This is a genomic window from Flavobacterium sp. FlaQc-47 (assembly GCF_044006475.1).
In the GTDB taxonomy this organism is placed as follows: Bacteria; Bacteroidota; Bacteroidia; order Flavobacteriales; family Flavobacteriaceae; genus Flavobacterium.
Map to the genome: position 1 here is coordinate 717943 of NZ_JBIPCQ010000003.1, position 26611 is coordinate 744553.

21 protein-coding genes and 4 tRNA genes are annotated in these 26611 nt (G+C 33.8%); 24 read left to right on the forward strand and 1 reads right to left on the reverse strand.

The features are described 5' to 3' along the window. The first annotated feature begins 4 nt into the window (after positions 1–4). From ACHRVX_RS12665 to ACHRVX_RS12690, 6 genes are all read left to right on the forward strand, one after another. Positions 5–1576 carry a RagB/SusD family nutrient uptake outer membrane protein gene (locus ACHRVX_RS12665; protein ID WP_395332709.1) on the forward strand — a complete coding sequence of 524 codons (1572 nt, stop codon included), beginning with the start codon at positions 5–7 and terminating at the stop codon, positions 1574–1576. Between the two features lie 179 nt (positions 1577–1755). Next, the gene (locus ACHRVX_RS12670; RefSeq protein ID WP_395332711.1) at positions 1756–3729 is read left to right on the forward strand and encodes a putative porin; all 1974 of its coding nucleotides are present in this window, start codon (positions 1756–1758) and stop codon (positions 3727–3729) included. 46 nt (positions 3730–3775) lie between these two features. After that, the gene (locus ACHRVX_RS12675; RefSeq protein WP_395332713.1) at positions 3776–5137 is read left to right on the forward strand and encodes a pyridoxal-phosphate dependent enzyme; all 1362 of its coding nucleotides are present in this window, start codon (positions 3776–3778) and stop codon (positions 5135–5137) included. 82 nt (positions 5138–5219) lie between these two features. After that, positions 5220–5702: a 3'-5' exonuclease gene (locus ACHRVX_RS12680; RefSeq protein ID WP_395332715.1), complete on the forward strand. Its 483-nt coding sequence runs from the start codon at positions 5220–5222 to the stop codon at positions 5700–5702. A 73-nt stretch (positions 5703–5775) separates the two neighbouring features. Continuing rightward, entirely contained in the window at positions 5776–7047 is a 1272-nt protein-coding gene (locus ACHRVX_RS12685) for a DUF2851 family protein (RefSeq protein WP_395332717.1), read from the forward strand. Between the two features lie 76 nt (positions 7048–7123). Beyond that, entirely contained in the window at positions 7124–7351 is a 228-nt protein-coding gene (locus ACHRVX_RS12690; protein ID WP_007810860.1) for a PspC family transcriptional regulator, read from the forward strand. 73 nt (positions 7352–7424) lie between these two features. On the opposite strand, the gene ACHRVX_RS12695 is transcribed toward ACHRVX_RS12690, so the two are convergent. Continuing rightward, a complete protein-coding gene (locus ACHRVX_RS12695) occupies positions 7425–8915 on the reverse strand; it encodes an amino acid permease (RefSeq protein WP_213302158.1) in 1491 nt (496 codons plus the stop codon). A gap of 271 nt (positions 8916–9186) precedes the next feature. Here ACHRVX_RS12695 and ACHRVX_RS12700 point away from each other — a divergent pair, with 271 nt between their 5' ends. The 18 genes from ACHRVX_RS12700 to rpoC all read left to right on the forward strand — a co-directional run bounded on the left by ACHRVX_RS12700 (position 9187) and on the right by rpoC (position 26603). Next, positions 9187–10074 (forward strand): ComEA family DNA-binding protein, encoded by an 888-nt coding sequence (locus ACHRVX_RS12700; protein ID WP_395332719.1) that lies wholly within the window; start codon positions 9187–9189, stop codon positions 10072–10074. Between the two features lie 16 nt (positions 10075–10090). Beyond that, positions 10091–11233 (forward strand): acyl-CoA dehydrogenase family protein, encoded by a 1143-nt coding sequence (locus tag ACHRVX_RS12705; RefSeq protein WP_395332721.1) that lies wholly within the window; start codon positions 10091–10093, stop codon positions 11231–11233. Between the two features lie 363 nt (positions 11234–11596). After that, positions 11597–11791 (forward strand): 30S ribosomal protein S21, encoded by a 195-nt coding sequence (gene rpsU / locus ACHRVX_RS12710; RefSeq protein ID WP_072959426.1) that lies wholly within the window; start codon positions 11597–11599, stop codon positions 11789–11791. Between the two features lie 121 nt (positions 11792–11912). Continuing rightward, positions 11913–12806, forward strand: coding sequence for a tyrosine-type recombinase/integrase (locus tag ACHRVX_RS12715; RefSeq protein WP_395332723.1), 894 nt, complete (start codon positions 11913–11915; stop codon positions 12804–12806). A gap of 34 nt (positions 12807–12840) precedes the next feature. Continuing rightward, entirely contained in the window at positions 12841–13143 is a 303-nt protein-coding gene (gene hpf / locus ACHRVX_RS12720; RefSeq protein WP_395332725.1) for a ribosome hibernation-promoting factor, HPF/YfiA family, read from the forward strand. A 91-nt stretch (positions 13144–13234) separates the two neighbouring features. Beyond that, positions 13235–13308, forward strand: a tRNA-Thr gene (locus tag ACHRVX_RS12725). A gap of 53 nt (positions 13309–13361) precedes the next feature. Then, positions 13362–13442, forward strand: a tRNA-Tyr gene (locus ACHRVX_RS12730). Positions 13443–13526: 84 nt separating this feature from the next. Continuing rightward, positions 13527–13598, forward strand: a tRNA-Thr gene (locus ACHRVX_RS12735). 55 nt (positions 13599–13653) lie between these two features. Then, positions 13654–14841: an elongation factor Tu gene (gene tuf / locus ACHRVX_RS12740; RefSeq protein ID WP_089481524.1), complete on the forward strand. Its 1188-nt coding sequence runs from the start codon at positions 13654–13656 to the stop codon at positions 14839–14841. A 59-nt stretch (positions 14842–14900) separates the two neighbouring features. Beyond that, positions 14901–14971 (forward strand) — tRNA-Trp (locus ACHRVX_RS12745). An 18-nt stretch (positions 14972–14989) separates the two neighbouring features. Further along, entirely contained in the window at positions 14990–15187 is a 198-nt protein-coding gene (gene secE, locus ACHRVX_RS12750) for a preprotein translocase subunit SecE (RefSeq protein WP_041517377.1), read from the forward strand. 10 nt (positions 15188–15197) lie between these two features. Continuing rightward, positions 15198–15749 carry a transcription termination/antitermination protein NusG gene (gene nusG / locus ACHRVX_RS12755; protein ID WP_394774457.1) on the forward strand — a complete coding sequence of 184 codons (552 nt, stop codon included), beginning with the start codon at positions 15198–15200 and terminating at the stop codon, positions 15747–15749. A gap of 67 nt (positions 15750–15816) precedes the next feature. Continuing rightward, entirely contained in the window at positions 15817–16254 is a 438-nt protein-coding gene (gene rplK / locus ACHRVX_RS12760; protein ID WP_007807442.1) for a 50S ribosomal protein L11, read from the forward strand. Positions 16255–16267: 13 nt separating this feature from the next. Continuing rightward, positions 16268–16957, forward strand: a complete 690-nt coding sequence (gene rplA, locus ACHRVX_RS12765; protein ID WP_072944426.1) for a 50S ribosomal protein L1 — start codon at positions 16268–16270, stop codon at positions 16955–16957. 22 nt (positions 16958–16979) lie between these two features. Continuing rightward, entirely contained in the window at positions 16980–17486 is a 507-nt protein-coding gene (gene rplJ, locus ACHRVX_RS12770; RefSeq protein WP_140509145.1) for a 50S ribosomal protein L10, read from the forward strand. Between the two features lie 91 nt (positions 17487–17577). Further along, positions 17578–17949: a 50S ribosomal protein L7/L12 gene (rplL, locus tag ACHRVX_RS12775; RefSeq protein ID WP_007807437.1), complete on the forward strand. Its 372-nt coding sequence runs from the start codon at positions 17578–17580 to the stop codon at positions 17947–17949. 261 nt (positions 17950–18210) lie between these two features. Beyond that, positions 18211–22023, forward strand: a complete 3813-nt coding sequence (gene rpoB / locus ACHRVX_RS12780) for a DNA-directed RNA polymerase subunit beta (RefSeq protein ID WP_213302140.1) — start codon at positions 18211–18213, stop codon at positions 22021–22023. Positions 22024–22289: 266 nt separating this feature from the next. Continuing rightward, a complete protein-coding gene (gene rpoC, locus ACHRVX_RS12785; RefSeq protein WP_395332730.1) occupies positions 22290–26603 on the forward strand; it encodes a DNA-directed RNA polymerase subunit beta' in 4314 nt (1437 codons plus the stop codon). The last annotated feature ends 8 nt before the right edge of the window (positions 26604–26611 follow it).

Below are 26611 nucleotides of genomic sequence, written 5' to 3' on the forward strand. Positions count from 1 at the left end.
ATATATGAAAAATATAATAAAAACAATTCTACTTTCTGTAGTTGTACTCGGGATGAGCTCATGTACAGAAGAAAAAATATTGGATTTAAAACCAGTAAACAATATTCTGGATCCTGATGCTTTTACTACCCCTACTTTAATAGCATCATATATGAATGGTGTTTATAATGCGGCAGCAATTGGTCAATATAACGCTGTACCTACTAGTCCAAATGGTGGTAGAGGGTATATTTGGGGAGCGGCTTTCGTAGAACAAGGAGAGGCCAGAGGAGAAGATGTTGTAAATATGGCTACTTTTTATGAGTTGACGTACAAGGCAACCTATGATCCAACAACTGCTAATAACGTTTACTATTGGGTTGACGGTTACAGATTGATCAACAGATGTAATCTTATGATCGAAGGAACAACAACTGCGGCAGCTAATGGTGTTATTTCTCAGGCTGTGGCAAATGATTATATTGGACAAGCTAAATTTTTAAGAGCAATAACTCATTTTGAAATACTTACTTATTTTGCAAGACCATATAATTTTACTCCAGGCGGTACACATCCAGGTATACCTTATAGAGAAGTTGGTGTGAATACAACAGCTGAAATTGCCTCAGAAACAGCAAAACCAAGAAATACTGTTGCTGAAGTTTATGCAAAAGTTTTGGCAGATTTAAATGATGCAGAAACTTTAATAACGACCGGTAATGGAACTAGTGTTTCAACCAGAGCTCTTGGGAAAGCTTCTAAATGGGCAGCAATTGCTTTCAAAACCAGAGTTTATCTTCAAAAAAGAGATTGGGCAAATGTAATTACTGAAGGCACGAAATTAAATGGAATTTTTTCTCTGACGGCTGACCCTTATGGTCCTTTTGGTACTACTGCAACTAGCAACTCGGAGTCTATTTTCTCTATTATACATTCTGCTACATCTAATCCTGGTGTAAACGCTTCTTTACCTAGTGTTTTGAAAAACAGAGCTTTAGTTTGTATTAGTCCAATTCTTTGGAGAGATTCAAAATGGTTAGCTGATGATAAACGTAGAGAAGATGGTAAATTTATCTATACTGCTGCGGGTATTAAATACACTAATAAGTATATTGATATTACGAACCAATCAGATCCTGCTCCAGTTATTAGATATGCTGAAGTAGTATTAAATATGGCTGAAGCTCAGGCACGTTTATCAAATTCAACAGTTGCTTTGACTTTGTTAAACTCTGTAAGAAACAGATCTTTGGCTATTCCAGCTACTCAAGCTTATACTGCTGCTTCTTTTGCTACAGATGCTGCTTTAGTTGCGGGTATTCTTAAAGAAAGAAGAATTGAGTTTTTACAAGAAGGTCGTAGATGGTCTGATATACATAGATTGCAAGGAGATCCAATAGCATCTGTTGCTATTGACGGAATTCCTGCAAAATATGCTAGTGCTACTCCTGCTGTTGCTGCGTTTGTATTAGGAAATAGTTTCGTTGTTACTACTCCCGTTGCTGCTATTCCAGGTACTGACTATAAATTCTTATGGCCAATACCACAAATTGAATTGAATACTAATCCAGGTTTAGGTCAAAACACAGGATGGTAATAAAATAAATATTTTGATTTTTTTGAAAACCCTCAATCACTTTTCTGGTTGGGGGTTTTTGCTTATATACGATGTTTTGAAAAAAAAACTCAATAACAATGATTTGTTTTTTTATACGTTTTTATCTTTTACCTTTGCTTGACAAATTTTACCGAAATAATTACATATAAAGCCATCAAATGAGAATATTCTTTTTTCTATATCTATTAGTTGTACCAACTTTATTGTTTTCTCAGGAAAAAACTACTCCTAAAAATAATTTGGATATGAATACAAAATATTCAAGCATAACAGATACTTTAAAAAAGCAAAAAGCAAAAATTGCAACAATAGATCAATACCAGATTATTACGCTGGAACATGATACGACTTATGTCGATACTTCGCTTACACTTAAAAGTGCTTATAAACAAAATCACCTTCGTAAAGATGATTTTGGACTTTTGCCTTTTTCAAACATCGGGCAAACCTTCAATATTTTACAATACAGTCTGACAAATTTTTCTCCTTATCCGGAAATTGGTTTTAGTGGTAAACATTTTAATTATATGGAGGCTGATCAAATCAATTATTATTCGGTAGCGACTCCTTTAACAGAATTATTTTTTAACACAACTATTAATAAAGGGCAAAACGTAGATTCGTTTATTACCTTAAATACTTCTAAAAATCTTAACTTTTCTATTGCTTATAAAGGATTACGTTCAGAAGGAGATTATATCAATCAATTAGTTAGTGCGGGAAATTTTAGATTTACAACAAGTTACGCTACAACAAACAGAAGATATGCTATAAATGCGCATTATACCTATCAGGATATTTCGAATGAGGAAAATGGCGGAATAACAACGCCTTCGGATTTTGAAAGTGATAATAAAGATTATAAAAACCGTCAGAGATTACAAGTTTACTTAACAGATGCTAAATCATTTTTAAAAGGAAGACGTTTGTTTTTTGACCATGCTTTTAGAATAAATCCAACAGATGGAAGTAATAATTTATACGTAACACATCAATTTAATTACGAAAATAAATTTTTTGAATATAATCAGGCAACCGTTTTGTCAACGGTTGGGACTTCTACACCAGTACAGCGGTTTGGAGAATCATATGTTACTCAGGGAATCAATGATCACACACATTATGAACGATTGTATAATAAGGCAGGAGTGGCGTATGAGAATTCTCTTTTGGGAAAATTCAATTTTTTTGTAGATGATTACAGATCAAATTATGAGTACGGAAGAATTATAGTAAAAGATAGTGGTAAAACAGTAATACCGGATAATTTATTTCTGCAAATTAATAATGTAGGCGGACAATATGAATATCAAAAAAACAAGTGGAATGGACGTTTTTTATACTCAAGATCAATAACAAGTCAGTCATTGTCAAATTTAGATGCTAAGTTGAAATATGATTGGAATGAAAAAATTCAATTTGATTTTAGATATCGAAACATTAATAAATTGCCAAATAATAATTACAACTTATATCAAAGTAGTTATGTACAATATAATTGGTCAAATAGTTTTAAAAACGAGAAAATTAATTCATTAAGTGCCAGTGTTCTTACGCCTTGGCTAAATGCCGAAGTTCAATATACGGTTTTAAAAGATCATTTGTATTTTGCAGATGTTTCTACTCCGGCACAAATTGCAGCTAATACACAAATTGTAAATCCGGCACAATACGGAAATGCAATTAATTACTTAGAAATAAAAGCGAGCCGTGAATTTAAATTTGGTCGTTTTGCTTTAGACAATACATTATTATATCAAAAAGTAGATCAATCAGATTTAATCTTAAATGTACCTGATTTTGTGACAAGAAATACGTTTTATTATTCAGGTCACTTTTTTAAGAAAGCATTATATATGCAAACCGGAATTGTTTTTAATTATTTTACAAAATATTACGGCAATGATTATAATCCTGTTATTGGAGAATTTTTTGTTCAAAAAGACAAAAAAATTGGAGGCTATCCATTATTTGATCTTTTTGTAAATGCCAGAATTCGTCAGACCAGATTTTATTTTAAAGCAGAACATATAAACGCTCTTTTCTCTAAAAGTGATTATTATTCAGCGCCTAACAATCCTTATCGTGACTTTGTTATTCGATTTGGATTGGTTTGGAATTTCTTCCAATAAAAAAGAACTTTATTACTTAAACACCAAATATTAAATTAAATAGAAGATGGACTTTTCAAATAACATTTTAGAAACAATTGGTAATACACCATTAGTAAAACTCAACAAAATTGTTGCTGAAATTGATGCGTTGGTATTAGCAAAAGTCGAAACTTTTAATCCGGGAAATTCTGTGAAAGACAGAATGGCGGTAAAAATGATTGCAGATGCAGAGGCAGATGGGAGATTAAAACCCGGAGGAACTATTATTGAAGGTACTTCTGGAAATACCGGAATGGGACTAGCACTTGTAGCGATCATTAAAGGTTACAAACTGATATGTGTAATATCAGACAAACAGTCTAAAGAAAAAATGGATATTTTACGTGCAGTTGGGGCTAAAGTTGTAGTTTGTCCAACTGATGTTGAACCCACAGATCCACGTTCGTATTATTCGGTTTCAAAACGTTTGGCAGAAGAAACACCAAATTCATGGTACGTAAATCAGTACGATAATATGTCTAATTCATTAGCACATTACGAGCAAACAGGACCGGAAATCTGGAGACAAACTGACGGAAAAATTACTCATTTTGTAGTTGGAGTAGGAACAGGAGGAACTATTTCAGGAGTTGGAAAATACTTAAAAGAACAAAATCCAAATATTAAAATTTGGGGAATTGATACTTATGGTTCTGTTTTTAAAAAATATCATGAGACTGGTATTTTTGATGAAAATGAAATCTACTCTTATATTACAGAAGGAATTGGAGAAGATATTCTACCTAAAAATGTTGACTTTTCTTTAATTGACGGATTTACAAAAGTAACAGATAAGGATGCCGCTGTTTATACCAGAAAAATTGCTCTTGAAGAAGCTATTTTTGTTGGAAACTCTGCAGGAGCTTGTATCAAAGGACTTCTGCAACTTAAGGAACATTTTAAACCGGAAGATGTTGTGGTAGTACTTTTTCACGATTCTGGAAGTCGTTATGTTGGTAAAATGTTCAATGATGACTGGATGCGTGAGCGTGGTTTCCTTGAAGAAAATGTAACAAAAGCCGAAGATGTTATCAAAGATCATATTGATAAGGAATTGATTGTTGTTCGTACAGAAGAACTAGTTTCGCACGCAATTGAACGTATGCGTAAATATAAAATATCTCAAATTCCTGTTGTAGATATTAACGGGTTTGTAGGTTCTGTTGATGAAACAGATTTGTTTAGAAGCTATGTTGCAGATAAAAATGTAGCCGAAAAACCAATTAAGGAAGTAATGGGCAAACCTTTTCCAATCGTAAAATTAGGAACTCCAATTGAAGAAGTATCTAAATTATTTACAAAAGAAAATGATGCTGTTTTAGTAGATCTTGGAAATGGAAATCATCATATTATTACGAAATACGATATAATTGGATCAATAAAATAAAGCAATTAATAATTATATAATCCATAAATCTAGCTTAACAACTGGATTTATGGATTTTTTTATAGTATAATATATTTAAAAAATGAATTTTACTTCAATAGATTTTGAAACTGCAACAAGTTATCATCCGTGCTCTGTTGGGATTGTTACTGTCGAAAACGGAATAATCGTAGATGAGTTTGTTACTTTAATTAAGCCGCCCAAAAATGAATACAATCCCTTTACGATTCGTGTTCACGGCATTTACCCAAGGGATACTGTGAACGCAAAATCCTTTTTACAGGTTTATCCGGAAATAGAAAAAAGATTAAAAAATAGGATTATAGTTGCCCATAACGAAAGTTTTGATCGCAATGTTTTAAGTAAATCCATGGAACTTTATGGATTGAAATATGAAGATTTGAATATAGCAGATCGTTGGGAATGTACCGTTAAAATATATAAGGCAAAAGGCTTTAAACCCACAAAATTAAGTGATTGTTGTCGGGAAATGAAAATTCAATTAAGCCATCATGAAGCATTATCTGATGCAAGGGCATGTGCGAAATTATATATGCTGAGATAAAAACTAAATTATTTGTAAGATTAGTATTATTTTTGTTTAATTTTAGCTTTTATAAATTAATGTAAAAGCCAAAATGAAAGAAGATTTTCTGCACTATCTCTGGAGATTCAAAAAGTTTGACACCTTAAATTTGCAAACAGCCCGAAACCAGCAGATCACTATTATTAAAGCAGGTGATTATCTTGAACTTGCAGGACCTGATTTTTTTAATGCACAAATTATAATAGAAGATCAAAAATGGGCAGGAAATATTGAAATTCATTTAAAATCTTCGGATTGGTATGTTCATGGTCATGAAAATGATGTTGCATACAACAACGTTATTTTACATGTAGTATGGGAACATGACACTGAAATATTTGGTAAAAATAATGTAGAAATTCCCGTATTGATTCTCGCAGATTATGTTTCTTCAGAAATTCTCTCAAATTATAATTCTTTGGTTACACCTAAAACATGGATATTTTGTGAGAAAAGCATTGGCAAAATTGATGGTTTTATATTTAAAAATTGGCAGGAAAGATTATTTTTTGATCGTTTAGAGCGCAAATCAAAATTTATTTATGATCTGTTAGAAGAAACAAATCAAGATTGGGAAGCGGTTTTATTTTTATTATTAGCGAAAAATTTTGGGCTAAATACTAATAATAATGCTTTTTTTCAAATTGCAAAATCTATTCCTTTTTCAGTAATTCGAAAAGAAAGCTTTGAAGTGGAAAACCTTGAAGCATTACTTTTGGGTACGTCAGGTTTACTGGATGATGAGAAAGAAGATGTCTATTTTACAGACTTGAAAATCAGGTATTATTACCTTTTTAATAAGCATCAATTAGAAAAATGTCATGTAGATTCCGTGCAGTTTTTTAAACACCGACCAGATAATTTTCCAACTATTCGTCTTTCTCAATTGGCAAATTTATATCAGAAACATCAAAATTTATTTTCAAGAATAATTGTTATTAAATCAGTTAATGATGTCTATAATTTGTTGGGTGTTTCTGCTAGTTTATATTGGCAGAATCATTATCTTTTTGACAAAGAGAGTGTAAAAAAAAAGAAAGCTCTATCAAATTCTTTTTTAGATTTAATTATTATAAATACCATAATTCCTATGCAATTTGCTTACTCTAATATTATGGGAGAATCTATTGCAGAAGATTTAATTGCATTTATGAATGAAGTTACGCCTGAAAAAAATGCAATTATTGATAAATTTAAGTCTTTTGGAATTACTTCTAAAAATGCATTTGATACACAAACATTGCTAGAACTTAAAAATGAATATTGCAACCATAAGTCTTGTTTAAAGTGCGCATTTGGAATGGAATTGCTTAAAAGTAATTAAAAAATATGCCAATGAGATAATTTTGTACTTTTGTAATCCTTAGCCAATATGAAAGGATAAATCTAAAATCTAAAATATGTCAGCAATTTTAAAACTTAAGTTTTTCTTTGAGAAATATGGATTTCATGTTTCATCACGACTTGCAGATAAGTTAGGAATGCGTGTCACGAGTGTAAGGTTGTTTTTTATTTACATTTCATTTGTAACAGCAGGTTTAGGATTTGGAGTCTATTTAACATTAGCATTTTGGATTCGTTTAAAGGATTTAATCCGTGCAAAGAGAACCTCCGTTTTTGATTTATAATCAAATTTTAAAACAAAAAAAAAGGATCATAAAGTAATTATACTCTATGATCCTTTTTTAATTTTATAGAAAACTATTTTTCCGGATTATTCAGTTTACTATTTTTCTTACCGTAAGTAAAGTAAAATATAACACCCAAAGCCATCCATACAAAAAGTCTCAACCAGTTTGTCCATCCTAAACCGTACATCATTGCACAACATACAACAACTCCTAAAATTGGAACAAATGGAACGAATGGAGTTTTGAATTCTCGAACCATATTTGGTTCTTTTTTTCGTAGAATTATAACCGAAATACATACAAGTACAAAGGCAAACAAAGTACCAATACTAGTCATATCTCCTACAATATCTCCAGGGATAAAAGCTGCAAATGCACCAACAATTACTAAAATTGCAAGGTTCGCTTTATATGGAGTTTTGTATTTAGGGTGAACATCACTGAAAGCTTTAGGTAATAAACCATCTTTACCCATTGCATAAAATACTCTTGATTGTCCTAATAGCATCACTAAAATTACAGAAGAGAAACCTGCAAGAATGGCAACGGTTACTAATTGTCCTAACCATTCGTATCCAATCATATATTTATTGATAGCAAAAGCAACAGAAGCTTCTTTACCACCTGTTCTAAAATCTTCAACAGTTGCAACACCAGTTAATACGTGTGCAAAAAGAATGTATAAAAGCGTACACACAGCTAATGATCCTAAGATACCAATTGGCATTGCTTTTTTAGGGTTTTTTGTTTCCTGAGCAGCTGTACTTACAGCGTCAAAACCAATAAAAGCAAAGAAAACAGTTCCTGCAGCTCCTAATATTCCCATAATACCACCATAACTGTGTCCAACTCCGTGTTCATCAGTAAAAATAGATGCTGGTGGAATATAAGGCGAATGGTTTGCAGGATTTATAAAATTCCAGCCAATTACAATTATTAAGATAACAATAGCGACCTTAACAATTACAATGATTCCATTTACAAAAGCAGATTCCTGTATACCTTTAATCAATAATAAACTAATAACACTAACAATAAAAAGTGCAGGAAGATTTATAATTCCATGTGTCACTTGTTGTGTTACCGGATCAACTATTTTTTGAAATGGAGAGTGAGAAAATTCAAATGGAATTGGACTCATATGCAGGACATTGACCAGTAGATTGTTGAGATATTCACTCCATGCAATCCCTACTGTTGCTGCACCTACTGCATATTCAAGTATTAAATCCCAACCAATGATCCAAGCTAAAAATTCTCCCATTGTAGCATAAGTATATGTATAAGCGCTACCTGAAATTGGAATTGAAGATGAAAGTTCTGCATAACATAATCCGGCTAATGCACAACCTATAGCCGCTATAATAAAGGCAATGGTGACAGATGGACCTGCATTTTGTGCCGCAGCAGTTGCAGTTCTAACAAATAATCCTGCACCAATGATGGCGCCAATACCTAAGGCGATTAATGACCAGGCGGTTAATGTTCTTTTTAACCCTTTTTCAGAATCAGCAGCTTCGGCTAAAAGCTGTGCTAATGGTTTTCTTTTCCAAATTGACATATTATTATATTGGTTTATTGTTATTAAGCTCCAAATGTATCGTTTTTTGTAAAAAATAAAAACAATTATCTCTTTTTAAGTTACAAAATATTAAAATTTATGATAAAACAAAGGGTAATCACTCCTCAGTGCCTTACATTCATTAAATTAATAGTGCTTTATTAATGAAATATGCAATTTTTAAAATTGATATATTTATAATATTAATCTTATAAATTAATGTTTTTGCTGTAATTTTGGCCTTTTATTAAAAGTTGAAATTACATATAGAATGAATTTTAAAGGATTTACAAAATATTTGAAGTTTACACATCAACAGCGTACAGGGATTTTTTTACTTTTTGGAATAATAGTAATATTACAAGGCGTCTATTTTTTTGTCGATTTTACCATACCTGAAAAAACTTTTCCGGAAAAAGAACAATGGATGTCGTTGCAGTCAGAAATAGATGCCATGAAATTTACAAAATCCAATGAAAAGCCAAAAGTGTATACTTTCAATCCAAATTTTATTACTGACTATAAAGGATATAAATTAGGAATGTCTCTTCAGGAGATAGATCGTTTATTTGCTTTTCGTAAAAAAAATAAATATGTGAGCTCTGCAAAAGAATTTCAGGAGATAACAAAAATTTCAGATTCTTTGCTAAATGCAATTTCGCCACTTTTCAAATTTCCGGATTGGACTAATAATAAATCGTACGTAAAGGCAGAAAGAAAAGAGTTTGTCAGAAAAGAATTTGCCAAAAAGGAAAAAATCGTAATTTTAGATATCAATCAGGCAACTCAGGAAGATTTAGTTAAAATTTATGGTATTGGAGAAGCTTTGTCTATAAGGATTCTGAAGCAGAAAGAAATTTTAGGATGTTTTGTTTCAATGGAACAAATGAATGATATTTGGGGACTTTCACCAGAAGTTGTTTATGAATTAAATGCCCATTTTAAAGTTGTAATACCTTCAACATTTAAAAAAATAGCTATAAATGATGCGTCTTTAAAAGAGCTATCACAGTTTTCATATTTCAGATATACACTGGCAAAACAAATTGTAACTTATAGAAGCATGAACGGAAATATTAATAATATTGAGGATTTGTCAAAAATTAAAGGTTTTCCTGTTGATAAAGCAAAAATAATTAGTTTATATTTGGAGTTCTAAACAAAAGCAGCTAACAATGAATTTTGATTATAACGAAACGCAATCAATGATTGCACAATCAATAAAAGATTTTGCCGAAAAAAATATCAGACCTAATATAATGGAATGGGATGAGGCTCAAATTTTTCCAATTGACCTATTTAAGAAATTAGGAGAAATGGGATTTATGGGAGTTTTGGTTCCTGAAGAATATGGAGGTTCAGGATTAGGGTATCATGAATATATTACCGTTGTCGAGGAAATTTCAAAAGTAGATCCGTCAATTGGTTTATCAGTTGCTGCTCATAATTCATTATGCACCAATCATATTTTAACTTTTGGGAATGAAGAACAAAAGAAAAAATGGTTGCCAAAATTAGCCACAGCAGAACATATTGGAGCTTGGGGTTTAACAGAGCACAATACAGGTTCTGATGCCGGCGGAATGAATACTACAGCGGTTAAAGATGGTAACGATTGGATTGTAAACGGGGCTAAAAACTTTATTACACATGCTATTTCAGGTGACGTTGCAGTTGTAATCGTGCGTACCGGAGAAAAAGGAGATTCTAAAGGAATGACAGCTTTTGTTTTTGAAAAAGGAATGAAAGGATTTAGTTCAGGTAAAAAAGAAAATAAACTAGGAATGCGTGCCAGTGAAACAGCAGAATTAGTTTTTGATAATTGCCGTGTTCCAGATGCAAACAGATTAGGAGAAGTAGGGCAGGGATTTGTTCAGGCTATGAAAATATTAGACGGAGGTCGAATTTCAATTGGCGCTTTATCATTAGGAATAGCAAAAGGGGCTTATGAAGCTGCGCTTAAGTATTCAAAAGAAAGACATCAGTTTGGGCAGCCAATCAGTAGTTTTCAGGGAATTTCGTTCAAATTGGCAGATATGGCAACTGAGATCGAGGCTTCAGAACTATTGCTTCACAAAGCTGCATTTTTAAAACAACAACATAAACCTGTTACAACCTTAGGAGCAATGGCAAAAATGTATGCTTCAGAAGTATGTGTCAAAGTAGCAAATGAAGCCGTGCAAATTCACGGTGGTTATGGCTACACAAAAGATTATCCTGTAGAGAAATTTTACAGAGATTCTAAGTTGTGTACAATAGGTGAAGGAACTACCGAAATTCAAAAGTTAGTTATTTCAAGAAATTTACTAAAAGAGTAAATAATAAGTTGGGCGTGCCCATAAAAATAAAAGCCATTTAGCAAACGTTAAGTGGCTTTTATTTTTATGGTCGGGCTTTTCTCTCCAATCTTTTTATTTTAAAGAAAAATAAAAAGGATTTCCGTTTCAATCCCTCACGCACTCTCGGTTATGATATAGGTTTATAGGATGAATAAGGTTTTTTTAAAAATAAACAGGCAGTGATAAGAGTAAGTTTGCAATCAAAGCTAGTTGTAAGATAAGGTCTTAGCTCTTTTTTCTATATTCTTTTTTTATTTCCTCAAAAATAATTCATTATTCATAACTCATAATTCATAATAAATATATACTTTTGCACCCTTAACGAAAGGGGGTGTCTATATTATGTTAATTATACCAATTAAAGACGGAGAAAATATCGATAGAGCATTAAAGCGCTATAAAAGAAAATTTGATAAAACAGGAACTGTTCGTCAACTAAGAGCGCGTACTGCTTTTATTAAGCCTTCTGTTAAAAATAGAATCAAAATTCAAAAAGCAGCTTACATTCAAAACATGAAAGATGGTTTAGAAAGTTAGTATATAGCTTGTTAAAAATAATTACCGTTAGCTGTCAAATTTTGATACTAACGGTTTTTTTATGCTTAATTTTGAGATAAATAATATTCTCTATAGTGTAGAGTAGAAATTACTTATTCTTATGAAATCAAATAAAGAAGCATTTCGTGATTATCTTCAGCTCGAAAAAAAATATTCAGCACATACAATTAATGCTTATTTGAACGACATTTTATTCTTTGAAATATTCAATAAGGATAATTTTGAACAGGAAAATATTGAGCAGGCAAATTATAGTCAGGTCAGAAGTTGGATTGTTTCACTTGTTGATCAGGATGTTTCCAATGTTTCTGTAAATAGAAAAATGTCCTCTTTAAAAGCATTTTATAAATTTCTGCTAAAAACAAAGCGAATTGATGTGAGCCCAATGTTGAAGCATAAGGCGCTCAAAACACCTAAAATTGTGCAAATTCCATTTTCAGAAAAAGAGTTGACGGATTTAATGCATCATTTTGAGAATCCTTCAGGGTTTGAAGAAGTAAGAAATAAATTAATTGTGGATTTATTTTACACAACAGGAATGCGTAGGGCGGAACTAATACATTTAATGAAGTATAATGTAGATTTGTCTTCAAATGTTGTTAAAGTGTTAGGGAAGCGAAATAAAGAGCGCATTATTCCTGTGTTGCCAATTATTGTCGATCAGTTTAATTTATATCTGAAAGAAAGAGCTTCTGTTGAAAAGATAGTTGATGAAGATTATTTTTTTATTTCTGCAAAAGGGTTAAAATTAAGCGAATCTTTTGTGTATCGATTAATAAATTCTTACTTTAGTAACGTCTCTGAAAAGGTAAAAAAAAGTCCGCATGTGCTCAGGCATACTTTTGCGACTCACTTATTAAATAACGGAGCAGATTTAAATTCAGTTAAAGAATTATTAGGACATTCAAGTTTGGCTTCTACGCAAGTTTATACCCATAATAGTTTAGCAGAGCTTAAAAAGGTATATACAAATGCGCATCCTAGAAATAAATAATAGTTCTGAAATGTTTAACCCTAAAATTTGTATTATGAAGGTAGATGTTCATGCAGTTAACTTTACTGTTGACCGAAAATTGGTAGATTTTATTCAGGAAAGAATGGATAAATTGGAAAAATATTACGACCGGGTTGTTTCGGCCGACATTTTTTTAAAAGTCGAAAGAACAAGTGATAAGGAAAACAAGGCGGTAGAGGTAAAGATTAATGTTCCTGGAGATGATTTTTTGGTTAAAAAACAATGTAAAACATTTGAAGAGGCTATCGAACTTTCGGCAGAATCTTTAGAGCGTGTATTAGTGAAAAGGAAAGAAAAAATAAGAGCACACATATAATTGAAAATTTTTTTTAAAAAATGTTTTGATTCAAAGATAAAATAGCTACATTTGCAGTCCGTTAGAAATAGCGGACTTTTTTATTGATATTGCCAGCGTAGCTCAGTTGGCTAGAGCAGCTGATTTGTAATCAGCAGGTCGTGGGTTCGAGTCCCTCCGCCGGCTCTAAATATTTCAAATACGATTTGAAATTGTTCATGCGATTATTGATAAAAAAAGGGGAGATACTCAAGCGGCCAACGAGGGCAGACTGTAAATCTGCTGTGTGAACTTCGCAGGTTCGAATCCTGCTCTCCCCACAAAAAAAAGAAGTTAAGGTTTTAGGGCGTAGATTTCAGGTTTTAAATCTAAATCTATAAATGCAGTCTAAATCAGAACTCTCTGCCGACTTAGCTCAGAGGTAGAGTGCTTCCTTGGTAAGGAAGAGGTCACGGGTTCAATTCCCGTAGTTGGCTCAAGTAAGTAGGAAATTGAAAATTAATATATAACTAAGATTAAAAATTAAGTAAAATGGCAAAGGAGAATTTTAATCGTTCCAAACCGCACTTAAACATAGGTACAATTGGACACGTGGATCACGGAAAAACTACATTAACTGCAGCAATTACAAAAGTATTGTCTGATGCTGGTTACTGTCAAGCAAAATCTTTTGATCAAATCGATAACGCTCCAGAGGAGAAAGAAAGAGGTATTACTATTAATACATCACACGTAGAGTATGAAACAGCTAATCGTCATTACGCTCACGTTGACTGTCCAGGTCACGCGGATTACGTAAAAAACATGGTTACTGGTGCTGCTCAAATGGACGGAGCTATCTTGGTAGTTGCTGCTACAGATGGTCCAATGCCACAAACTCGTGAGCACATCCTTTTAGGTCGCCAGGTTGGTATTCCTAGAATGGTAGTTTTCATGAACAAAGTTGACATGGTTGATGACGCTGAGTTATTAGAGCTTGTTGAAATGGAAATTAGAGATTTATTATCTTTCTACGAATATGATGGAGATAATGGTCCTGTTGTTCAAGGTTCTGCTTTAGGAGGATTGAATAATGATCCTGCTTGGGTTCCTAAAATTATTGAATTGATGGAAGCTGTAGATTCTTGGATCGAAGAGCCAGTTCGTGATACTGCAAAACCATTCTTGATGCCAGTTGAGGATGTGTTTACAATTACTGGTCGTGGAACTGTTGCTACAGGTCGTATCGAAACTGGTATTGCTAATACAGGAGATGCTGTTGAAATCATTGGTATGGGAGCTGATAAATTAACTTCTACTATTACAGGAGTTGAGATGTTCCGTAAAATCCTTGACAGAGGAGAAGCTGGAGATAACGTAGGTTTATTGTTAAGAGGTGTTGATAAAGAATCTATCAAAAGAGGAATGGTTATCATTAAGCCAGGATCAGTAAAACCTCACGCTACTTTCAAAGCTGAGGTTTATATCTTGAAAAAAGAAGAAGGTGGACGTCATACTCCATTCCATAATAACTACCGTCCACAGTTCTACGTACGTACAACTGACGTAACAGGAGTTATTACTTTACCAGAAGGAGTAGAGATGGTAATGCCAGGAGATAACTTGACTATCAATGTTGCTTTGTTAAGCCCAATCGCAATGAGCGTAGGTTTACGTTTTGCTATCCGTGAAGGTGGTAGAACTGTAGGTGCAGGTCAGGTGACTGAAATCGTAGGATAATCCTATAAAATTATAAAAAGCCAGTTGATTTTCTTAACTGAAATCACTGGCTTTTAATTACGGGCGTAGTTCAAGGGTAGAATAGCGGTCTCCAAAACCGTTGATGGGGGTTCGAATCCCTCCGCCCGTGCAATAAAAAATATATCAAATGACAAAAGTTACGAATTATTTATCAGAGGCTTTCGAGGAGTTAAAGTCAAATGTTACTTGGCCTGCTTGGGCTGAGGTTCAAAAATTGACAATTGTTGTGGCTGTATTTTCGGTTTTATTCGCCTTGGCAACATGGGGAGTAGACGAATTTTTTGCAAAAGCTTTGGCTGGATTTTTTAACTGGTTAAAAGGATAATATTTTTGTGATGGCAGATAATAATGTGAAAAAATGGTACGTAGTTAGAGCTGTAAGCGGACAAGAAAATAAAGTCAAAGCTTATATCGAAACTGAGATTGCCAGATTAGGTATGGGTGATTATGTTTCCCAAGTTTTAGTGCCTACAGAAAAAGTAGTTACTGTAAAAGAAGGAAAGAAAATGTCTAAGGATAAAGTTTACTTCCCTGGATATGTTATGATCGAAGCCAATTTAATTGGGGAGATACCTCATATTATTAAGTCTATTACTAGCGTAATTGGATTTTTAGGTGAGATCAAAGGTGGAGAACCTGTTCCTTTGAGACTTTCTGAGGTAAATCGTATGTTAGGTAAAGTAGATGAGTTAGCTGTAAATACAGATACTCGTGCTATTCCTTTCAGTTTAGGTGAGACTATAAAAGTGATCGATGGTCCTTTTAATGGTTTTAACGGTACGGTTGAGAAAATCAATGATGAAAAGCGTAAACTTGAAGTAATGGTTAAGATTTTCGGAAGAAAAACACCATTAGAGTTAAGTTTTATGCAAGTTGAAAAAGTATAATTTTTGTTACATCTATAATAACCACCGTAATCGCTTCCAATGATTAGGGTGTTAAATTTTTTAAAAAATGGCTAAAGAAATTAGTAAGGTAGTTAAACTACAAGTTAAGGGAGGTGCTGCGAATCCGTCGCCACCGGTTGGACCTGCTTTAGGAGCTGCTGGGGTTAATATCATGGAGTTCTGTAAGCAATTCAATGCTAGAACACAAGATAAACCTGGCAAAATATGCCCAGTACAAATTACTGTGTATAAAGACAAATCATTTGATTTTGTTGTTAAGACTCCTCCAGCTGCTGTCCAATTATTGGAAGCTGCAAAGCTAAAGTCTGGATCAGGTGAACCAAATCGTAAAAAAGTAGCTAGTGTTACTTGGGACGTTATCAAAGCTATTGCTGAAGATAAAATGGTAGATTTAAATGCATTCACAATCGAATCTGCAATGAGCATGATCGCTGGAACTGCTAGATCTATGGGTATAACTGTATCAGGAGATGCTCCTTTTTAATTAAGAGAAAGAAATGGCAAAATTAACAAAAAAGCAAAAAGAGGCTGCTTCAAAAATTGAAAAGAACAAACTATACTCTTTAAAAGATGCAGCTGCATTGATTAAAGTTATAGCTTCTGCAAAATTTGATGAGTCTGTTGATATCGCAGTTCGTTTGGGTGTAGATCCAAGAAAAGCGAATCAAATGGTTAGAGGTGTGGTTACATTACCTCACGGAACAGGTAAAGACGTTAAAGTATTAGCATTAGTTACTCCAGATAAAGAAGCAGAAGCTTTAGCTGCTGGAGCTGATTATGTAGGTCTTGACGATTACTTACAAAAAATTAAAGATGGTTGGACAGATGTTGATGTTATTATCACTATGCCAGCTGTTATGGGTAAATTAGGTCCATTAGGTCGTATTTTAGGACCTAGAGGTTTAATGCCAAACCCTAAAACGGGTACTGTAACTATGGATGTTGCAAAAGCTGTTGCAGAGGTTAAAGCTGGTAAAATTGACTTTAAAGTTGATAAAACTGGTATCGTACATGCAGGAATTGGTAAAGTTTCTTTTGGAGCTGAGCAAATTTATGACAATGCACACGAAATTATTCAAACATTAATCAAACTTAAACCAACTGCTGCTAAAGGTACCTATATTAAAGGTATTCACCTTACAAGCACTATGAGTCCTGCAATTGCATTGGACCCTAAAGCAGTATAATTGGTAGTTAATAATTTTTAGTATGACTAGAGAAGAAAAATCAATCGCGATTGAAGATTTAACTGCACAGTTAGCTGGTACAAATATTATTTATGTATCTGATATTTCTGGATTAAACGCAGAAACGACTTCAAACTTGAGAAGAGCTTGTTATAAAGCAGGTATTAAATTAGAGGTTGTAAAAAACACTTTGCTTGCAAAAGCAATGGAAGCTTCTGCTAATGACTATGGTGATTTACCTTCAGTATTGACTGGTAATAGTGCTATATTTATTTCAGATGTTGCAAATGCACCTGGAAAAATAATTAAAGATTTCAGAAAAAAATCGGCTAAACCTGTATTAAAAGGAGCTTACATTAATTCTGAAATTTATATTGGAGATGATCAATTAGATGCATTAGCAACTATTAAATCTAAAGAAGAACTTCTTGGAGAACTTATTGGATTATTGCAATCACCAGCACAAAGAGTTATTTCTGCTTTACAAAACCAATTCGCAAAAAGCGAAGAGGCTGAAACTGAAGCATAATAACACATGCGGGGAATTTTATTTCCTTGCTGCTTAAATAGCGCACAATAAATAAATTATATTTTACAAATCATTTTAAACGATAGAAAAAATGGCAGATTTGAAACAATTCGCAGAACAATTAGTTAACTTAACAGTTAAAGAAGTTAACGAATTAGCAACAATATTAAAAGACGAGTATGGTATCGAGCCTGCTGCTGCAGCTGTTGTAGTTGCTGCTGGTGGTGGAGAAGGTGCTGCTGAAGAAGCACAAACTGAATTTACAGTTGTATTAAAAGAAGCTGGTGCTTCTAAATTAGCAGTTGTAAAATTAGTTAAAGAACTTACAGGTTTAGGTCTTAAAGAAGCTAAAGATGTAGTTGACGGTGCTCCAAGTAACGTTAAAGAAGGTGTTTCTAAAGAAGAGGCTGAAGGTCTTAAAAAATCATTAGAAGAAGCTGGAGCTGTAGTTGAACTTAAATAAGTTTACTCAGTTTTAAGAACTAGGTTTAGGTCTTGAGTTAAACTCATGACCTAAACCATTTTTCGTATAATAAAATATAACAAGTTTTATTATCAAATAGTTTAAAATACGAAAAAGTTTTTGATCAATACGAAGAAAAAAAATTGACCAATTTTACTCGGTTATTTTTAAAGATGTATTGATTTTAAAAAGAAGGTATAAATTAGACAATGTGTTTTTACACAAAAAACTACTTTTTTTTAATCAAAATTTTGTCCATTGATGATAACAAATCAGACTGAAAGATTGAATTTTGCCTCTACAAAAAATATTCCTGACTATCCGGATTTTCTAGATGTTCAGGTTAAGTCTTTTAAAGATTTTTTTCAATTAGAAACTAAATCTGACGAAAGAGGCAACGAAGGGTTGTACAACACCTTCATGGAAAACTTTCCAATTACAGATACAAGAAATAACTTTGTATTGGAGTTCCTAGATTATTTTGTTGATCCTCCACGTTATACAATTCAAGAATGTATAGAGAGAGGTCTTACTTATAGTGTGCCTTTAAAAGCCAGGTTAAAACTATACTGTACAGATCCAGAACACGAAGATTTTGAAACTATTGTACAAGATGTATATCTTGGAACAATACCTTATATGACTCCAAGCGGTACTTTTGTTATTAATGGTGCTGAACGTGTGGTAGTATCTCAACTACACCGTTCTCCTGGGGTTTTCTTTGGACAATCATTCCACGCAAATGGAACAAAACTTTATTCTGCCAGAGTAATTCCTTTTAAAGGTTCCTGGATAGAATTTTCTACAGATATTAACAGCGTAATGTATGCTTATATCGATAGAAAGAAAAAATTACCGGTTACCACTTTATTCCGTGCAATTGGATTTGAAAGAGACAAGGATATCCTTGAAATTTTTGACCTTGCTGAAGAAATTAAAGTTTCTAAAACTGGTATCAAAAAATATATTGGAAGAAGACTTGCTGCTCGTGTATTGAACACTTGGCACGAGGATTTCGTTGATGAAGATACTGGTGAAGTAGTTTCTATCGAACGTAACGAAATCATCCTTGATAGAGATACAATTATCGATAAAGATAATGTTGAAGAAATCATTGATTCAAACGTTAAATCTATTTTGTTACATAAAGAAGATAATAACCAGGCAGATTATGGTATTATCCACAATACATTACAAAAAGATCCAACAAACTCTGAAAAAGAAGCTGTAGAGCACATTTACCGTCAGCTGCGTAACGCTGAACCGCCTGATGAGGAAACTGCTCGTGGTATTATAGATAAATTGTTCTTCTCTGATCAACGTTATAACTTAGGTGAAGTTGGTCGTTACAGAATGAACAAAAAACTTGGTTTAGATATCCCAATGGAAAAGCAAGTGCTTACCAAAGAAGATATCATTACCATTGTAAAATATTTGATCGAATTAATCAACTCTAAAGCAGAGATTGATGATATTGATCACTTATCAAACCGTCGTGTTAGAACAGTTGGAGAACAATTGTCTCAACAATTCGGTGTTGGTTTAGCACGTATGGCTAGAACTATCCGTGAGAGAATGAACGTTAGAGATAACGAGGTGTTTACACCAATTGACTTGATTAATGCTAAAACATTATCATCAGTTATCAACTCTTTCTTTGGTACTAACCAGTTGTCTCAATTTATGGATCAAACGAATCCATTAGCTGAGATTACACACAAAAGAAGATTATCTGCACTTGGACCTGGTGGACTTTCGAGAGAGAGAGCTGGTTTTGAGGTTCGTGACGTTCACTATACACACTATGGTCGTTTATGTCCGATTGAAACTCCAGAGGGACCAAACATTGGTTTGATTTCATCTCTTGGTGTTTATGCAAAAGTTAACGGAATGGGTTTCATCGAAACTCCTTATCGTAAAGTTACAGATGGTGTAGTTGATTTGGTAAGTACACCTATCTATTTAAGTGCTGAAGAAGAAGAAGGAAAAATGATTGCTCAGGCAAACATTGAAATGGATGCAACAGGTAAAATTACAGCTAGTAATGTAATTGCCCGTGAGGAAGGTGACTTCCCGGTTGTTGAACCTTCTGCAGTACATTATACTGACGTTGCTCCTAACCAGATTGCTTCGATTTCGGCTTCATTAATTCCTTTCCTGGAACATGATGATGCGAATAGAGCCTTGATGGGATCTAACATGATGCGTCAGGCGGTTCCTTTGATCCGTCCGGAAGCACCAATTGTTGGTACAGGTTTAGAGCGTCAGGTGGCTTCAGATTCCAGAGTATTGATTAATGCTGAAGGAGATGGAACTGTAGAATATGTTGATGCTAATATCATTACTATCAAATACGACCGTACTGAAGAAGAAAGAATGGTTAGTTTTGATGCTGATGAAAAAACATACAACTTAATTAAATTTAGAAAAACCAATCAAGGAACAAGTATCAACTTAAAACCAATCGTAAGAAAAGGTGACAGAGTGATTCTTGGGCAAGTATTATCAGAAGGATATGCGACTCAAAATGGAGAATTAGCTTTAGGTAGAAACCTAAAAGTTGCGTTCATGCCATGGAAAGGATACAACTTTGAGGATGCGATTGTAATTTCTGAAAAAGTAGTTCGTGATGATATTTTTACTTCTATCCACGTTGATGATTATTCATTAGAGGTTAGAGATACTAAGTTAGGAAATGAAGAGTTAACAAACGATATTCCTAACGTTTCTGAAGAAGCTACTAAAGATTTAGATGAAAACGGTATGATCAGAATTGGAGCAGAGGTTAAACCTGGCGACATTCTAATCGGAAAAATTACACCAAAAGGAGAATCAGATCCTACTCCTGAAGAGAAATTGCTTCGTGCAATCTTCGGGGATAAAGCAGGAGATGTGAAAGATGCGTCATTAAAAGCGTCTCCATCTTTACATGGGGTAGTTCTTGATAAAAAATTATTTGCAAGAGCCGTAAAAGATAAACGTAAACGTACTCAGGATAAAGATGCTTTAGGCGCTTTAGAAATGGAGTTTGAAACTAAATTTGTTGAATTAAAAGACAGATTGGTTGAAAAATTATTCCTGATCGTTAACGGAAAAACATCTCAGGGTGTAATGAATGATTTGGGTGAAGAAGTTTTACCAAAAGGTAAAAAATATACTCAAAAAATGCTTTACGCAGTAGAAGATTTTGCTCACTTAAGCAAAGGTCAATGGGTTGCTGATGATGCTACTAATAAAATGGTTAATGATTTAATTCATAACTATAAAATTAAGCTGAATGACTTACAAGGATCTTTAAGAAGAGAAAAATTCACTATTACAGTTGGAGATGAATTACCATCTGGAATCTTGAAATTAGCGAAAATTTATATCGCTAAAAAACGTAAATTGAAAGTAGGGGATAAAATGGCAGGACGTCACGGTAACAAAGGTATTGTTGCAAGAATCGTTCGTCATGAAGATATGCCTTTCCTTGAAGACGGAACACCGGTTGATATCGTATTGAATCCACTTGGGGTACCTTCACGTATGAACATTGGTCAGATTTATGAAACTGTTCTTGGATGGGCTGGACAAAATTTAGGTAGAAAATTTGCTACTCCAATTTTTGATGGTGCTTCTTTAGATCAAATTAATGAATTAACTGATGAAGCTGGAGTGCCACGTTTTGGACATACTTACCTTTATGATGGTGGTACTGGAGAGCGTTTCCATCAAGCTGCAACTGTGGGTGTAATTTACATGCTTAAATTAGGACACATGGTTGATGATAAGATGCACGCACGTTCTATCGGACCATACTCGTTGATTACTCAACAACCACTTGGAGGTAAAGCTCAATTTGGAGGTCAGCGTTTTGGAGAGATGGAGGTTTGGGCACTTGAAGCTTATGGAGCATCAAGTACACTACGTGAAATCTTAACAGTTAAGTCGGATGACGTTATTGGTAGAGCTAAAACTTACGAAGCTATCGTAAAGGGTGAATCTATGCCAGAACCAGGATTACCGGAATCATTCAATGTATTAATGCATGAATTGAAAGGTCTTGGACTTGACATTCGTTTAGAAGAATAAATAAAGTTTTCAGTTACAGTCTCAGTATTCAGTTCAACACTGAAAGCTGAGACTGAAGCTGTTTATTAAAATAAAAGTTTTTAGGATTTATACCCGTAACCCGTTCCGATTTTTTATTTAAACCTATAAGGTTTTGTAATTAGCACTTCAACATTGAAGTTTAGAGAAGTAATCCGTGGTAGTGACTTGATGGTTGTACTCTTTTTAAAGAGGAAGTTATAAGTTAAAATCAATTTTTAATTGCAGATAAATCAATAGTAAAAACTATGATGAATAATAGAAATAATAATAATAAAGATAAGAATCCTATAAAAAGATTTAACAAAATCTCGATAGGATTAGCTTCACCTGAGTCTATTTTAAAAGAATCAAGAGGAGAGGTTTTGAAACCAGAAACGATTAACTACAGAACGCACAAACCAGAGCGTGACGGACTTTTCTGTGAAAGAATCTTCGGGCCTGTTAAGGATTTTGAATGTGCTTGTGGTAAATATAAAAGAATTCGTTACAAAGGTATCATTTGCGACCGTTGTGGTGTTGAAGTTACGGAGAAAAAAGTACGTCGTGACAGAGTAGGACACATCAACCTTGTTGTGCCAATTGCTCACATCTGGTACTTCCGTTCTCTTCCAAACAAAATTGGTTATATCCTTGGTCTTCCATCTAAGAAATTAGATATGATCATTTACTACGAAAGATATGTAGTAATTCAGGCTGGTATTGCGAAAAATGCAGATGGAGAATCTTTACAAAGATTAGATTTCTTAACTGAAGAAGAATATTTGAATATTTTAGATACTCTTCCACAGGAAAATCAATATTTGGATGACATGGATCCTAATAAATTTGTTGCCAAAATGGGAGCAGAATGTATTATGGATTTATTAGCACGTATCGACTTAGATGAATTGTCTTACCAATTGAGACACAGTGCTAATAACGAAACATCTAAACAACGTAAAACTGAAGCTTTAAAGAGATTACAAGTTGTTGAGTCTTTCCGTGAGTCTAACTTAAACCGCGAAAATCGTCCTGAGTGGATGATTATGAAGGTGGTTCCTGTTATTCCACCAGAATTACGTCCACTTGTGCCACTTGATGGAGGTCGTTTTGCAACTTCAGATTTAAATGATTTATACCGTCGTGTAATTATCCGTAACAACCGTTTGAAAAGATTAATGGAGATTAAAGCTCCAGAAGTTATCTTAAGAAACGAAAAACGTATGTTACAGGAATCTGTAGATTCATTATTTGATAACACTCGTAAAGCTTCTGCTGTTAAAACAGAATCTAACAGACCATTAAAATCATTATCTGATTCCTTAAAAGGTAAGCAAGGACGTTTCCGTCAAAACTTGCTTGGAAAACGTGTGGATTATTCTGCTCGTTCGGTAATTGTTGTTGGGCCAGAATTAAAATTATTCGAATGTGGATTGCCAAAAGATATGGCATCTGAATTATACAAACCTTTCGTTATCCGTAAATTGATTGAAAGAGGTATTGTAAAAACAGTAAAATCTGCTAAGAAAATCATAGACAAAAAAGAGCCTGTAGTTTGGGATATCCTTGAAAATGTAATTAAAGGACATCCAGTATTACTTAACCGTGCTCCTACGTTACACAGACTTGGTATTCAGGCTTTCCAACCAAAATTAATTGAAGGAAAAGCGATCCAGTTACACCCATTGGTATGTACGGCTTTTAATGCCGATTTTGATGGGGATCAAATGGCGGTTCACTTACCATTAGGACCAGAGGCTATTTTAGAAGCACAATTATTAATGTTGGCTTCTCACAATATTCTTAACCCTGCAAATGGTGCGCCAATTACTGTACCTTCTCAGGATATGGTCTTGGGTCTGTATTATATGACCAAAGAACGTATCTCAACACCAGAACATGTAATTTTAGGTCAAGACTTAATTTTCTATTCTGCTGAAGAAGTAAATATTGCATTAAACGAAGGAAGATTAGAATTGAATGCTCGTGTGAAAATTAGAGCAAAAGATTTTAATGAGGCTGGAGAATTAGTGTACAAAATTATTCAAACAACTGCTGGACGTGTATTATTTAACGAAGTGGTACCTGAAGCAGCCGGATATATCAATGATGTATTGACTAAGAAAAACCTTAGAGATATTATTGGACACATTTTAAGTGTGACTAATGTACCTACTACGGCAGCTTTCTTGGATAATATGAAAGATATGGGTTATAAATTTGCATTTAGAGGAGGTTTATCGTTCTCTTTAGGTGATATTAGAATTCCAGAACAAAAAACACAATTAATTGCAGATGCCAGAGAGCAAGTTGAAGGTATTTCTGTGAATTATAACATGGGTCTTATTACTAATAACGAGCGTTACAACCAAGTTATTGACGTATGGACTTCAGCAAATGCTCAGTTAACAGAATTAGCAATGAAAAATATTAGAGAAGACCAGCAAGGTTTCAACTCTGTATATATGATGCTTGACTCTGGAGCGAGGGGTTCTAAGGAACAGATTCGTCAGTTAACTGGTATGCGTGGTTTGATGGCTAAGCCTAAAAAATCTACTGCCGGTGGTGGAGAGATTATTGAAAACCCGATTCTTTCTAACTTTAAGGAAGGTCTTTCGATTCTTGAGTACTTCATTTCTACTCACGGTGCTCGTAAAGGACTTGCGGATACGGCTCTGAAAACTGCCGATGCCGGATACTTAACAAGAAGGCTTCATGACGTATCACAAGATGTTATTGTAAACATTGAAGATTGTGGTACTCTTAGAGGTGTTGAAGTTTCTGCTTTGAAGAAAAATGAGGAAATTGTTGAATCTTTAGGAGAAAGAATTTTAGGACGTGTTGCTTTGCAAGATGTTATTAATCCTCTTACTAATGAAGTATTAGTTCAGTCAGGTCACCAAATTACTGAAGCAATCATGAGAGTTATCGAAGCTTCTCCGATTGAAAGAGTAGAGGTTAGATCTCCGTTAACTTGTGAGGCTTTAAAAGGTATTTGTGCTAAATGTTACGGTAGAAACTTAGCTACTGGTAAAATGACACAAAGAGGTGAAGCTGTAGGAGTTATTGCAGCTCAATCTATTGGAGAGCCAGGAACACAGTTAACACTTCGTACTTTCCACGTTGGAGGGGTTGCGGGAGGTATTTCTGAAGAATCTAGTATTGTTACAAGATTCAACGGTAGACTTGAGATTGAAGATTTAAAAACTGTAAAAGGTGAAGATAGTGAAGGTAATGCGGTAGATATTGTAGTATCACGTTCAACTGAATTAAAATTAGTTGATGAGAAAACTGGAATCGTCTTAAATACACATAACATTCCTTACGGATCTAGTATTTTTGTTAAGGATGGTGAAGTAGTTACTAAAGGTTCTACTATTTGTAAATGGGATCCATATAATGGTGTAATTGTTTCTGAGTTTACTGGTAAGATTGCTTACGAGGATTTAGAGCAAGGTCAATCGTTCATGGTTGAAATCGATGAGCAAACAGGATTCCAGGAAAAAGTAATTTCTGAAGCCAGAAATAAAAAATTAATTCCAACTTTATTGGTTTACGGTAAAGAAGGTGAATTGATTCGTTCGTATAACTTACCAGTAGGAGCCCACCTTATGGTTGAGAATGGAGAGAAAATTAAAGCAGGTAAAGTATTGGTTAAAATTCCACGTCGTTCTTCTAAAGCAGGAGATATTACAGGAGGTTTACCAAGAATTACTGAGTTGCTTGAGGCTCGTAACCCTTCAAACCCAGCGGTTGTTTCTGAAATTGACGGTGTTGTTTCTTTTGGAAAAATCAAAAGAGGTAACCGTGAAATTGTTATCGAATCTAAATTTGGTGAGATTAAAAAGTATTTAGTTAAACTTTCAAGCCAAATCTTAGTACAAGAAAATGACTTCGTAAGAGCAGGAGTACCATTGTCTGACGGTGCAATTACACCAGATGATATTTTAAGAATTCAAGGTCCGGCTGCTGTTCAACAGTACTTGGTAAATGAAATTCAAGAGGTATACCGTTTACAAGGGGTAAAAATTAATGACAAGCACTTTGAGGTAGTAATTCGTCAAATGATGCGTAAGGTAAGAGTTCAGGATCCGGGAGATACATTGTTCTTAGAAGATCAATTAATTCACACTAAAGATTTTATCGTTCAAAATGATAAATTATACGGTATGAAAGTAGTTGAAGACGCTGGAGATTCTGCGGTATTGAAACCAGGTCAGATTATTTCGCCTCGTGATTTACGTGATGAAAATTCATTACTTAAACGTAATGATAAAAATTTAGTAGTAGCAAGAGACGTAATTACTGCAACTGCAACGCCAGTTCTACAAGGTATTACAAGAGCTTCGTTACAAACTAAATCATTCATCTCTGCTGCTTCATTCCAGGAAACAACAAAAGTACTTAACGAAGCTGCAGTAGCTGGTAAAGTAGATAATCTGGAAGGATTGAAAGAAAATGTAATTGTTGGACACAGAATTCCTGCGGGAACTGGTATGAGAGAATACGATAATACAATCGTAGGATCGAAAGATGATTACAATGAAATGATGGCTAATAAAGAAGAATATATCTATTAATTAGGAAA